Annotated in this window: 13 protein-coding genes; all 13 read right to left on the reverse strand. The window is 70.5% G+C overall.

The genetic code is table 11. The features are described from left to right. Positions 1 to 22 precede the first annotated feature (22 nt). Positions 23 to 538: a hypothetical protein gene (locus L0C25_RS01000; RefSeq protein WP_271634508.1), complete on the reverse strand. Its 516-nt coding sequence runs from the start codon at positions 536 to 538 to the stop codon at positions 23 to 25. 20 nt (positions 539 to 558) lie between these two features. Beyond that, a complete protein-coding gene (locus tag L0C25_RS01005) occupies positions 559 to 1401 on the reverse strand; it encodes a sigma-70 family RNA polymerase sigma factor (RefSeq protein WP_271634509.1) in 843 nt (280 codons plus the stop codon). A gap of 129 nt (positions 1402 to 1530) precedes the next feature. Beyond that, positions 1531 to 3393: a DNA primase gene (dnaG, locus tag L0C25_RS01010; protein WP_271634510.1), complete on the reverse strand. Its 1863-nt coding sequence runs from the start codon at positions 3391 to 3393 to the stop codon at positions 1531 to 1533. Positions 3394 to 3609: 216 nt separating this feature from the next. Further along, entirely contained in the window at positions 3610 to 4872 is a 1263-nt protein-coding gene (locus tag L0C25_RS01015; protein WP_271634511.1) for a deoxyguanosinetriphosphate triphosphohydrolase, read from the reverse strand. 34 nt (positions 4873 to 4906) lie between these two features. Beyond that, a complete protein-coding gene (locus L0C25_RS01020) occupies positions 4907 to 5137 on the reverse strand; it encodes a hypothetical protein (protein WP_271634512.1) in 231 nt (76 codons plus the stop codon). 95 nt (positions 5138 to 5232) lie between these two features. Next, positions 5233 to 6084: a bifunctional DNA-formamidopyrimidine glycosylase/DNA-(apurinic or apyrimidinic site) lyase gene (mutM, locus tag L0C25_RS01025; RefSeq protein ID WP_271634513.1), complete on the reverse strand. Its 852-nt coding sequence runs from the start codon at positions 6082 to 6084 to the stop codon at positions 5233 to 5235. Beyond that, positions 6077 to 6820: a ribonuclease III gene (rnc, locus tag L0C25_RS01030; RefSeq protein ID WP_271634514.1), complete on the reverse strand. Its 744-nt coding sequence runs from the start codon at positions 6818 to 6820 to the stop codon at positions 6077 to 6079. The genes mutM and rnc overlap by 8 nt, the downstream gene beginning before the upstream one ends. After that, positions 6817 to 7398: a YceD family protein gene (locus L0C25_RS01035; protein ID WP_271634515.1), complete on the reverse strand. Its 582-nt coding sequence runs from the start codon at positions 7396 to 7398 to the stop codon at positions 6817 to 6819. The genes rnc and L0C25_RS01035 overlap by 4 nt, the downstream gene beginning before the upstream one ends. A 93-nt stretch (positions 7399 to 7491) precedes the next feature. Next, complete coding sequence (gene coaD, locus L0C25_RS01040) at positions 7492 to 7971, reverse strand: pantetheine-phosphate adenylyltransferase (RefSeq protein WP_271634516.1); 480 nt, start codon at positions 7969 to 7971, stop codon at positions 7492 to 7494. A gap of 44 nt (positions 7972 to 8015) precedes the next feature. Beyond that, positions 8016 to 8573, reverse strand: a complete 558-nt coding sequence (gene rsmD, locus L0C25_RS01045) for a 16S rRNA (guanine(966)-N(2))-methyltransferase RsmD (protein WP_271634517.1) — start codon at positions 8571 to 8573, stop codon at positions 8016 to 8018. Further along, complete coding sequence (gene recG / locus L0C25_RS01050) at positions 8570 to 10741, reverse strand: ATP-dependent DNA helicase RecG (protein WP_271634518.1); 2172 nt, start codon at positions 10739 to 10741, stop codon at positions 8570 to 8572. Before recG ends, rsmD begins: the two co-directional genes overlap by 4 nt. Before the next feature lie 2 nt (positions 10742 to 10743). Then, a complete protein-coding gene (locus L0C25_RS01055) occupies positions 10744 to 11304 on the reverse strand; it encodes a hypothetical protein (protein ID WP_271634519.1) in 561 nt (186 codons plus the stop codon). Further along, positions 11282 to 12340 carry a DAK2 domain-containing protein gene (locus L0C25_RS01060; RefSeq protein WP_271634520.1) on the reverse strand — a complete coding sequence of 353 codons (1059 nt, stop codon included), beginning with the start codon at positions 12338 to 12340 and terminating at the stop codon, positions 11282 to 11284. The genes L0C25_RS01055 and L0C25_RS01060 overlap by 23 nt, the downstream gene beginning before the upstream one ends. Positions 12341 to 12343: the final 3 nt, after the last annotated feature.

Below are 12343 nucleotides of genomic sequence, written 5' to 3' on the forward strand. Positions count from 1 at the left end.
TGCAACGGTGCGTGGACCCGACCTACAGCCCCAGGTCGACCCGCGCCTGCTCGAGCCCGCGGCGACGCGCGTCGAGCACGGCCTCGTCGGACGGGTCGAGCCCGTCGCCGAGCCAGAACGAGAACTCGATGTCGCCGGTACGCAAGGGTGAGCGCCGCGTAACGATCTGGAGGCCCTTGGTGCCCGCGATCGGGACGTTGCGGGTCAGCAGGATGCTCGCCGTGACGCGCTCACGCACCAGCTGGAGCAGGCGCCTCGGATCGTCGAGGCGTACGACGTGACGCGGATGCGTCTCGCCGAAGTCGGCCACCTCCTCGACGACCAGCGCGGAGTCGTCGGAGCTCCACGTTGCATGCTCCACACGCTCCCACGGGATCTCCACGAAGTCGTCGGCGCCGATGTACAGGGACCGATCGGTGCCGATCAGCCAGACGCCGTCGACGGCACGGCCGAACGCCAGCACCCGCTCGCCGCGGGCGAGGCCGAGTGCCGCGTGTACATCGCTGGGCAGCGTCTCGCGCCGCGGCTTCCAATCCATGCCCCCATGATGCCAAGGCGCTACCCGGAGCCGTCGAGCGCCGCGACGTACCGCGAGCGCCGGAGCTGCTGGAGTGCCTCGTCCTCGAAGCGTCGTACGACATGCCGGGTCGTGCCGAGGTGCTTCGCGGTCTCCGCCAGGGTCAGCGGCGGGCCGTCGAAGCCGAACCGCAGCCGGACGATGGCGCACCCCGGCTCGGGCAATGAGGCGACGATCTCCGTCAGCCGTCGGCGCACCTCGCTGTGGTGTGCCACGACCCATGGGTCCTCCTCGAGGTCGGTCGCGAGATCGATGGCCGAGTCGCCGCCGACCTCCAGCGCGAGCGGGGACGGGCCGGAGCGCAGCAGATCGCGTACTCGTCCCTCGGGAAGCCCCACGGCCGCCGCTATCTGCCTCGAAGTCCCCGGGATTCCCGTTCGTTCCTCGATCGCGTTACGCGCCCGACGGCAGCGCTTCAGCTGGTCGTACGACTGCGGAGGAACCCGGATCGTGCGGTGCTCGGGCACGGCCCGCGAGATCGCCTGCCGGATCCACCAGGTCGCGTACGTGGAAAACCTGAATCCGAGCGCATGATCGTACTTCTCCACGGCCCGCAGCAGCCCGATGTTGCCCTCCTGGACGAGGTCGAGCAGCGGAACCTGCCGCGCTCCGGCCCGCCGCGCCAGGGTGACCACGAGCCGGAGGTTGGCGCGGATCATCGTCAGCCGAGCCGCCTCCCCTGCCGTACCTCCGGCCGCCACCAACGCTCCGAGGCGACGCTCCTCGGCGGCGGAGAGCAACGGGATCCGGCCGATCGCGTTGAGGTACGCGAGCAGCCCGGGCTCTCTCGTCTCGTACGTACTGCGGACTCCGTCGACGGACATCGGCGCCTCCCGATCACTTGGCCGCGACCAAGTCTCGACGGCGGAAGGCGCGCGCGAAACTCACCCGACGGCGCCTGTGGACGGGCGTTCGATCGACGCCGCTCCACTGTGGATCGGCCTGTGGTCGCCCTACGTCGTCGTACCGACGGCGCGTTCGCGCAGTGTGCGGCGCTGCTGCTCGAGTGCGACGAGCTCACCGAACATCCGGTTGTACTCCGTCGCCTCGTCGACGGGGTTCGTCCGCTGCAGGCGCGACTTGAGCTCCTCGATCCGGCGGCGGGTCGTCAGCTCCTGTAGGCGGGCGACGAGCGCGGACATGAGAGTGGCTTCGACATCGCCGTTGGTACGCAACGGCTGCGTCGCGAGCGCCGCCAGGACCCGGCGCGTCGCATCGTCGGCGGCGGCGTCACGAAGCCCGGGGACCCACGCGCTCTCGGAGCTCGGCAACGGCGGGTTCTTCTCGATCAGCTCCCACACCGCGCGCGCCACGGGGTGCGTGAAGTCGTCGACGTCGAGACCTTCGACCCGGTCGGCCGCAACGTGCGGATACTGCACGACCGCCTGCAGCAGCTCGCGCTCGTCGGCGAATCGCTCGTCACCGAGCGACGGAGCGTCCGGCGGTACCTCGGCCCGCTCGCGTTGGGGCGCGGGCGCCGAACCTCGCTGCCCGGCCGCCCGGATGTGGGCGCGTACGTCCTCGACGTCGACGCCGATCGTCGAGGCGATCTCACGCGCGAAGGCCTCGACCTTCGAACGGTCGCGAATCGCGGCGACCAGCCTGGCGGCCTCCGCGGTCGCATCGACCCGCTGGTCGGCGCGGTCGAGATCGTACTTGCGAGCGACGTTGGCGAGTACGAACCGGTACAGCGGCACCCGCTTGGCGATCAGCTCGCGTACGGAAGCGTCGCCCTGCTGCAGCCGGAGGTCGCACGGGTCGAGGCCGGCCGGCTCCACCGCGACGTACGTCTGGGCAACGAACTGCTGGTCGCCCTCGAACGCCCGCATCGCGGCGTTCTGGCCGGCCTCGTCGCCGTCGAAGGTGAAGATGACCTCACCCCGGAACTCGTCGTGGTCGAGCATCAGCCGGCGCAGGATGCGGGCGTGCTCGGTGCCGAACGCCGTGCCGCAGGTAGCGATCGCGGTCGTCACGCCGGCCTCGTGACACGCCATCACGTCGGTGTAGCCCTCGACGACAACGGCCTGCGAGGCACGCGAGATCGGTCGACGCGCGAGGTCGACGCCGTACAACACCTGACTCTTCTTGTAGATCGGTGTCTCGGGCGTGTTGAGGTACTTCGCCTCGATCCGGTCGTCGTCGAACAACCGCCGCGCCCCGAAGCCGACGACGTCACCGGAGACGTCGCGGATCGGCCAGATCAGCCGGCCCCGGAACCGGTCGTACGACCCTCGCGAGCCCTGCGCCACCAGGCCCGCCTTGAGCAGCTCGTCGTCGGAGAACCCGGCGGCCCGCAGATGTGCGAGCAGCGCCTCACCGCCCCGCGGTGCGAACCCGACTCCGAAGGTCTCGGCGGCGGCGCGGTCGAAGCCCCGGTCGGTCAGGAACTGGCGTCCGGTCCGTGCGTCGCTCGACGCGGTGAGCTGGTCGACGAAGTACGCCGCGGCGACCCTGTTGGCCTCGACCAGCCGCGCGCGCTGGTTCGGGTCTCGGCGCGGGCCGGCCGCCCCGTCGACGTAGCGCAGCTGCACGCCGACCCGGCCCGCGAGGCGCTCGACGGCCTCGGTGAACGTGATGCCCTCGACCTCTTGCAGGAACGTGAACGCGTCGCCGCCCGCGCCACAGCCGAAGCAGTAGTACATGCCGCGGGACGGTGTGACGTTGAACGACGGGGACTTCTCGTCGTGGAACGGGCACAGGCCCTTGCGGCTTCCGCCGCCGGCATTGCGCAACGTGACGTGCTGCTCGATGACCTCGTCGATTCGCACGCGCTCACGTACGAGCGCGATGTCTTCGTCGCGAATACGGCCGGCCACAGTGTCGGAGTCTAGGCCGTGTCTGTCTATGCCGCGTCGATAGGGAGCGAGTCTCCGCGCCCGATCTGTCCCCCAGCCGCAAGGCGGCCGGGAGGTGCCCCCATTCGCGCGGGAGCGATGGCGTAGCCGGTCCTACTTCGAGCGACCGCAACGCCGCCAGGCGGGATGCGGAGGCACGCGAGCCGACGGGGCATAGACAGACACGGCCTGGGCGGCTCAGAGGAGCCGCTTCGACCAGTCGAGCGCGGAGTCATCGGTGAGCGATGCGACCTGGTCGACGACGACCCGAAGCCGGGCCGTGTCGTCGCCCGCGGCGTCGAAGTCGGCGGCGAACAACGGCTCGAGCACGACCGGGCCACGCTCTCGGGCGACGTCGACGAGACCCTGGACCAGGGCCCGCTGTTCGCGCAGGTGCGTGATGCGGTCGTCCGCCCGCATCACGTAGTGCGCCACGATCGACTTCAGTACGGCGATCTCGGTACGAGTCTCACTGGGCACGACGAGATCCGCGGCGTACCGCGTGAGTGGAGACCCCCCGTAGAGGTCACGCGTCGCCGAACGCGCCGACATTGCGAATCTGCCGATGAGCGCGCTCGTCAGGCTCTTCAGCACGGCGAGGTCGCCGCGTTCGCCCGCGTACGACGCCGACGGCCACTCGGGCATCTCACGCAGCCGCGCCAGGCCCGCATCGAGCGAGTCGTCGGTCGCGTCGCGGACGTACCAGTCGCGGGCGGTGTCCCAGACGGACCCTCGGTCGTCGTCGATCTGGCCGAGCCCGAGGCGACCTCCCACGACCGCGTCCTCGAGGTCGTGGACGCAGTACGCGATGTCGTCGGAAAGATCCATCACCTGCGCCTCGATGCACCGCGCGTCGCCTTCGGCGCCCGCGCGCAGCCACTCGAACGCGCCGAGGTCGTCGTCATACGCGCCGAACTTGCGGATCAGCCGGGGTGAGCCGTCGGCGTGCGAGCCGGCCGGCACCGGAGCGTTCTGTCGCAGCCACGGGTATTTCACACAGGCGTCCAGCGACGCACGGGTCAGGTTGAGGCCGACGCTCGACCCGTCGGGTGCGAAGGTCTTGGGCTCGAGCCGGGCCAGGATGCGCAACGTCTGGGCGTTCCCCTCGAAGCCGCCACACGCGCTGGCCGCCTCGTTGAGCGCTCGTTCGCCGTTGTGCCCGAACGGCGGGTGCCCGAGGTCGTGCGCGAGCGCGGCGGTCTCGACCAGGTCGGGGTCGCAGCCCAGCGACTTGCCGAGCTCGCGCGCCACCTGCGCCACCTCCAGGGAGTGCGTCAGCCGGTTTCGTACGAAGTCGTCGGTGCCCGGGCCGACCACCTGGGTCTTCGCAGCCAGCCGTCGGAGCGCCGCCGAATGCAGGACCCGCGCACGGTCGCGCTCGAACGACGTGCGGTCGAGTCGCTTGGTGGGTTCGGGTACGCGACGCTCGCGGGCCTCGTCGGCGTACGTGGGTTCGGTCATCGAGGGCAGCGTATCCGCAGGCTGTGCGCGGCCTTTACTCGTCGATACCGAAGACGCGGCGGCCCAGTGCTTGAACGTCACGATCGAGGCCGTCGAGCCGCCGATCCACGCTGTCGAAGCGCACCTCAGTCACGGCCCGGGATGCCTCGATCTCTGTGTGCAAGGACGATATCTCCGTGCGCACTGTTCGCAGCAGCATCGTCGACATAGCGACGAGGACGGCAAGAAAGCCGCCGATCACGGTCCACGTCTGCGCGTCGTTCAAGGCTCCTCCTCGGATCAAGGATACGACGCGAGGGTCGGTAGGTACGGCTGACAACCAACGTTCCGACGGTTGTGGACTCGGTTGTGGACGCGCGTCTACCAACGCGCCCTTCGCGGCCGCGGCTGACACCGTGGGCAGGTGTACGACGACCGGTTCATGAACGCGTCGCGCCGGATCGGCGTGCCGCACCGGTTGCACGGCAGTCCGTCGCGTCCGTACACGTTCAGCGAGCGTTCGAAGTAGCCGCTCTCACCGTTGACGTCGACATACAGCGAGTCGAACGACGTGCCGCCCTGGGCGAGCGCCTCTCCCATCACCGTGCGCACGCCGTCGAGGACACTGGCAACCTCGCCGCGCCGCAGCGTCTCGGTCGGGCGCGCGTAGTGCAACCGAGCGCGCCACAACGCCTCGTCGGCGTAGATGTTGCCGATGCCCGACACCTGTGACTGGTCGAGCAGGGCCCGCTTGATGCCGGTACGCCGGCGCCGCAGCCGCGCCGTGAAGTCGGCGTCGTCGAAGCCCTGGTCGAGCGGGTCGCGGGCGATGTGGGCGATCTCCGGCGGCAGCTCGGCACCGTCCTCGCTCAGCGACAGCCCACCGAACATCCGCTGGTCGACGTAGCGCACGTCGTACGGCGCGTCCAGCTCCAACAGCACCCGAAGGTGCTTCTCGGGCTCCTCGCCCGAGTCGCGGACGAGGATCTGGCCGCTCATGCCGAGGTGTGCGAGCACGGCGTCACCGTCGTCGAGCGGCAGCCACAGGTACTTGCCCCGGCGGCGGGCGCCGATGATCGTACGACCGGCGAGCCGGTCGGCGAAGTCGACCGGGCCACCCAGATGCCGCCTGATCGGCCGCGGATGCAACACAGTGACCCGCTTGATGGCGTGGCCGACAGCGAACCGCTCCAGGCCGTCGCGTACGACCTCGACCTCGGGCAGCTCAGGCATCACTGCCCGGCTCGACCGCCGGGAGGTTCTCCTTGATGGTGCGCCATGCCGTCTCGGCGACCTGCTGCTCGGCCTCCTTCTTCGACCGGCCGACGCCCTCGCCGAAGACGTCGTCGCCGACGCGCACCTTCGCGGTGAAGGTCTTGGCATGGTCGGGGCCGCTCTCGGCGATGAGGTACTCGGGCACACCCAGGTTGTTGTCGGCGGCGATCTCCTGCAGGCTCGTCTTCCAGTCGAGGCCGGCACCGAGGTTCGCGGCGACGTCGAGCAGCGGGTCGAACAGCCGGTGCACGACCTCCGCCGCGCGGTCGAACCCGAACTGCAGGTAGATGGCACCGAGCAGCGCCTCGACGGTGTCGGACAGGATCGACGCCTTCTCGCGGCCGCCGGTGGTCACCTCACCGCGGCCGAGCCGGATGAACGCGCCGATGCCGACCGTGCGGGCGACGTCGGCGAGCGCCCGTGCATTGACGACAGCAGCGCGCAGCTTCGCGAGCCGGCCCTCGGAAAGGTCCGGATGCGCGTTGTACAGCGTGTCGGTGATGATGACGCCGAGCACCGCGTCGCCGAGGAACTCGAGGCGCTCGTTGTTGGGTACGCCGCCGTGCTCGTAGGCGTACGAACGGTGGGTCAGCGCATGCGACAACCGGTCGGGCTCGAGCTCGGGCACGCCGAGTGCCTCGGCGAGCTCGCGGGTGTCTTCGAGGTGGCCCGGTGCGACGTCGCCTTCGGTCACGATGACTCCTTCTGCTCGGATGACTCGTCCTGCACCGCACCAGAGTCTCCGACGTCGAGGTCACGCAGCGCCGCCCAGCGGGGGTCGACCGGCTCTTCGTGACCATGATCCGGGTCGTCGGCGAGTCGGAACCCGCACTGCGGGCACAGGCCGGGGCAGTCGGGGGTGCACAAGGGGTTGTGCGGCAGCGACAGCACGATGGCGTCGCGTACGGCAGGCTCGAGGTCGAGCAGCTCGCCGTCCATCCGGCTCGTCTGCTCGTCTTCATCGGGGTCTGCGTCGTCGTACAGGTAGAGCTCTTGTACGTCGACGGTCAACGTGTCGGTGACGTCGGTCAGGCAGCGGACGCACTCACCCACCAGGTCGACGCTCGCGGTGCCCGTGACGAGCACGCCCTCCATGACCGACTCGAGACGCAGCGCCAGCGCGATCGGGTCTCCCTCGGGTACGCGCAGCATGTCGACGCCGATATCGGCGGGAGCGGGTACGTCGAGCGCGACCTCACGCTCGGTGCCGGGTCGGCGGCCGAGTTCGTGGGTGTCGAGCACCAGTGGTGCTCGGTGGTCGAGGGTCGGCAAATCTCACATCCGGGTTCGGGATCAGCGGCCGAATCGGTTCCGGCCACCGTCAAGGTTACCGAGCGGGCCCGACACGGCGCAGGTCACGCGCCCTCAGCGGCCGGCGAGCCGGTCCTGAAGGGCCCTCAGGACGCTCGGCGGGACAAGGTCCGATACGTCGCCACCGTGCTTCGCGACCTCCTTGACGAGGCTGGAGGCGAGGAAGGAGTAGTCGGGGCTCGTCGGCACGAACACGGTGTCGACGTCAGCGAGGCTGCCGTTCATCTGCGCCATCTGCAGCTCGTAGTCGAAGTCGGTGACGGCGCGCAGACCCTTGACGATCGCATGGATGTCATGATCGGAGCAGTAGCCGACGAGCAGGCCCGTGAAGGAGTCGACCCGCACGTTGCCGTAGTCGGCGACCACCGTCTCGAGCATCGCGAGCCGCTCCTCGACGGTGAACAGGCCGCGCTTGTTCTCGTTGGCGCCGACGAGTACGACGACCTCGTCGAAGAGCTTCGCCGCGCGCGAGATGATGTCCAGGTGCCCGTTCGTCACCGGGTCGAACGATCCGGGACATACCGCCTTACGCATAGTCGCCCTCTCTCGTCCGGCCTCTGGCTCGTGGTGGCTCCGTGTCAGGCACCGAGACCGTACCAAAGCGTCGTCGACCCGTACTTCTTCGAGCGCATCGACTCGACGCCCTCCGGCCAGGCGGGCTCGCGCGAGCGTGCCCCCCGCTCGACGACGACGACCGCGTCCGGCGCGAAGAGCCCTCCGTCGGCGAGGGCGGTCAGCAGCGCCGCGAGCGACTCGTCGGCGTAGTCGTACGGCGGGTCGAGGAACACCACGTCGTACGCAGGGGCGAGCCGGGCGATCGCCGACGCGGCCGCTGCCGAGGTGACGTCGGCCCCGGAGAACCCGAGGGTCTCGACGTTGCGGCGGATCACGCCCGCGGTACGCCGGTCCGACTCGACGAACGTCGCATGCGCGGCTCCGCGGGAGAGCGCCTCGAGACCGTTCGCACCGGAGCCCGCGAACAGGTCGAGGAACCGCACGTCGTCCCAGCCACCGAGCTGCGACTCCAGCGACGAGAACAGCGCCTCGCGTACGCGGTCGGTGGTCGGCCGGGTCGCGTCGCCGGGTGGTGTCGCGATGCGGCGACCACCCGCCGTACCCGCGATGATGCGGGTCATGACCGCTCCAGGTAGTCGGCGCGCTCCGTACGCTCCAGCTCGAGTACCGCGGCGAGCAGCCCGGGCTCGCCGGCGAGGTCGGGGTCGTCGCTGACCGTCTCCCAGGCATCGGCTCTCGCCTGCTCGATGACGTCCTCGTGGCGTACGACGGACAGGAAGCGGAACCCCGAGCGGCCGCCGGACTGGCGGAACCCGAGCACGTCACCCTCGCGGCGCAGCTCGACGTCGAGCCGCGCGAGCTCGAACCCGTCGGTCGTCGAGGCGACCGCGTCGAGACGCTCGCGCGAAGGGCCGTCCGGATCGGCCGCGGTCACGAGCAGGCACAATCCGGGTGCGTCGCCGCGGCCGACGCGCCCCCGCAGCTGGTGCAGCTGCGACACCCCGAACCGGTCGGCGTCCATCACGACCATGACCGAGGCGTTCGGCACGTCCACGCCGACCTCGATCACCGTGGTGGACACCACCACGTCGATGTCGCCCTCGGAGAACCGCTGCATCGTGGTGTCCTTCTCGTCGGCCGGCATCCGACCGTGCAGCACCGCCACGCGGAGTCCGGAGAGCGGCCCGCTCGACAGCTCGTCGTAGAGCGCGAGCACCGATACGGGCGGCGGTCGCTCCTGCGACTCGTCCGCATCCGCGTCGAACTCCGGCTCGGCGGTAGGTTCGTCCGCTACGCCACCGTCGGTGTCACCGATGCGGGAGCACACGACGTACGCCTGGCGCCCGCGTTCGACCTCCTCCCGGACGCGCTGCCACGCGCGTACGAGCCACTCGGGCTTGTCGCGCGCCGGGACGACGTTGGTCTGGATCGGCTGCCGGCCCGCGGGCAGCTCGCGCAGGGTGGATGTCTCGAGGTCACCGAAGCTGGTCATCGCGACCGTGCGCGGGATCGGCGTCGCCGTCATCACGAGTACGTGCGGCTTCGCCGCCGCCTTCTCCGCAAGCGTCGCGCGCTGCTCGACACCGAACCGGTGCTGCTCGTCGATCACCACCAGCCCGAGGTCGGCGAACTGAACGGGATCCTCGAGCAGCGCGTGCGTACCGATCACGATGCCCGCCTCACCGGACGCCGCGTCGAGCAGCGACTCCTTGCGCGCCTTCGCACCCATCGAGCCGGTGAGGAGCCGTACGCGGGTGGCGTCGGGTTCGCCGCCGAGCATCCCGCCGGCGGCCAACGGGCCGAGCATCGCGGTGATCGAGCGTTGATGCTGCTGCGCGAGCACCTCGGTCGGGGCCAGCATCACCGCCTGGCCCCCGGAGTCGACGACCTGCAGCATCGCGAGCAGCGCGACGATCGTCTTGCCCGACCCGACCTCACCCTGCAGCAGGCGGTGCATCGGGATCGTGCCGGCCAGCTCGTCACCGAGCTGGGCCACGAGCTCGCGCTGCCCGGTGGTCAGCTCGAACGGCAGCCGCTTCTCGAACCGTGCGCGTAGTCCGTCGTCGGCCTGCGGCCGCGAGACCGCGGACTCGTGCGCCGTCGCGTACCTGCGCCGGGCGAGCACGGTCTGCGTCACGAACGCCTCCTCGTACCGGAGACGGCGCTTGGCCTGTTCGAGCTGGGGCCGCTCGTCCGGCCGGTGGACGCCCTCGAGCGCCGCCCGGAACTCGACGAAGCTGTGGCGCTCGCGTACGTCTGCGGGGATCGGATCGGGCAGCTCACCGAGGTCGTCGAGGACGTGCTCGACGGCATTCGCGATCTTCCACGACGGGAGCTTGTTGGCGGCCGGGTAGATCGGGATCAGCGACCGCGTCAGGCGGGAGGCGGTCGCGTCGTCGTCGAGGAGCTCCATCTCCGGATGCAGGAGCTGGAGTCGGCCGCGAAACGAGTCGACCTTGCCGGCGAACAGACCGTGGACGCCCTCGTGCACCCGCTTCAACACCCATCGCTGGTTGAAGAACGTGAGTAGGAGGCGGCCGGTGCCGTCGGTGATGACGACCTCGGTGCGCGTGCGTCGGTTGCCGTACGAGTAGTTCTTCGCGCTCACGACCCGGGCCATCACGGTGACCTGCTCGCCCTCGCGCAGCTCCGACAGGTCGGTGAGCGAGCCCCGGTCGAGATACCGCCGCGGGTAGTGCCGGATCAGGTCGCCCACGGTATGCAGGTCGAGCTTCGCCGTGAGCTGCTTCGTACCCACCGCCCGGTCGAGCTTGCTCTCGAGGTCCATGGTCACTCCACCGCCAGCAACAGCGGGTAGCGATCCTGGCCGCCGTCGTAGACGACCGCGTCGACGTCCGGGCGTACGTCGTGCAGGCGCTCGCGCAGGGCGTCGACGACCGCGTCGTCGCAGCCGTCACCGCGTACGACGGTCACGAGCTCGGTGCTCCCCGTCCACAGCCGGTCGACGACGTCGTACGCGACCCGCGCCGGATCGTCACCGACGATCGCGAACTCGCCCTCGATGACGCCGAGCACGTCTCCGGGCTCGCACGCTCCCGCCATCGTCATGCCGTGCTCGCGGGCGATCGTGACGGCACCGTGGTGGGTGTGGCCGGCGGCGGTGGTCATGGCGACGACGTCGTCGTCGAAACCGCGGCCGGGCTCGTGCACGGAGAGCGCCGACAGCCCCTGCACCTGCGTATGCGTGGGAATCACCGCGACCCGAAGGCCGGCGTCACGCGCCTGGATCGCGGCCGCCTCGCAGACCGGCACGTACGGCCCGTGGTTCGGCAGCACGATCACCTCGGCCGCGTCGCTCGCCGTCATCTCACGGAGGACGTCGGCGGCCACCAGCCGCTGACCGAGGCTGAACTTCGAGCACGTGCCCGCCCGCGCCGGCGGAGAGTCGGGCGAGCCCCGGACCGGCGGCGGCGAACACGACCGCTCGGCCGGAGGTCGACCGGCCGTCGTGCGAGCGCCGGGCGGCCGCGTCGGCGAAGTGGGTGACCTCGATCCGATGCGGTCGACCGGCGGCGATGCCCGCCTCGATGGCCGCGCCGACGTCGTCGACGTGCACGTGGACGTTCCACAACCGCTCGCCGCCGACGACGACCAGCGAGTCGCCCAACGGCGCGAGCGCCGAACGCAGGTCGGGAATCGCCGCATCGGGCGCGTCGAGCAGGTACATCACCTCATAGCCCGGGCCGCCCGTCTCGGCGGACGTGTCGAGCGCGGGTGTCGGGATGTCGTGTGTTCCGAGTACGCCGGTGGGCGTGCCGTTCCAGCGGCCGGTCACCACCTGCTCGGTCGCGTCGAGGATCACCACGAGGGCGCGACCGCCCGCATCGACGACTCCGGCGTCGCGGAGCCGGGCGAGCTGCTCGGGGGTGTGCGTGAGGGCGTCGCGCGCGGCGGCGGCCGCGGCGGTCAGCACCTCGGCGACACTCCCGCCGGAGTCGGCGCGTTCGCGAGCGCGCGTTGCGGCACGGTGCGCGACCGTGAGCATGGTGCCCTCAACGGGCGTGCCGACCGCGTCGTACGCCGCGCTGCTCGCGTGCACGAGCCCGCCGGCGAGCTCGTGCGGCCCGATCGGCCCCGCCAGGTCGCGCGCCACCGCACGTACGAACTGCGCCATGATCACGCCGGAGTTGCCGCGTGCGCCGAGCAGTGCCCCGTCGACGAAGGCGGTGACCATCGCCTCGACCTCGTGCTCGCTCGCCGAGGCGGACGCGGCTGCCTCGAACGTGAGGTAGACATTGGTGCCGGTGTCGCTGTCGGGCACCGGGAAGACGTTCAACGCGTCGATCTCGGCCCGCGCGGCACCCAGCGCATCGACGCACGCGCGCGCCCAGCGCGCAAATCCGTCTGCGGTGAGCGTCCCGGTCATGAC

It is taken from the genome of Solicola gregarius (genome assembly GCF_025790165.1).
Lineage (GTDB): Bacteria > Actinomycetota > Actinomycetes > Propionibacteriales > Nocardioidaceae > Solicola > Solicola gregarius.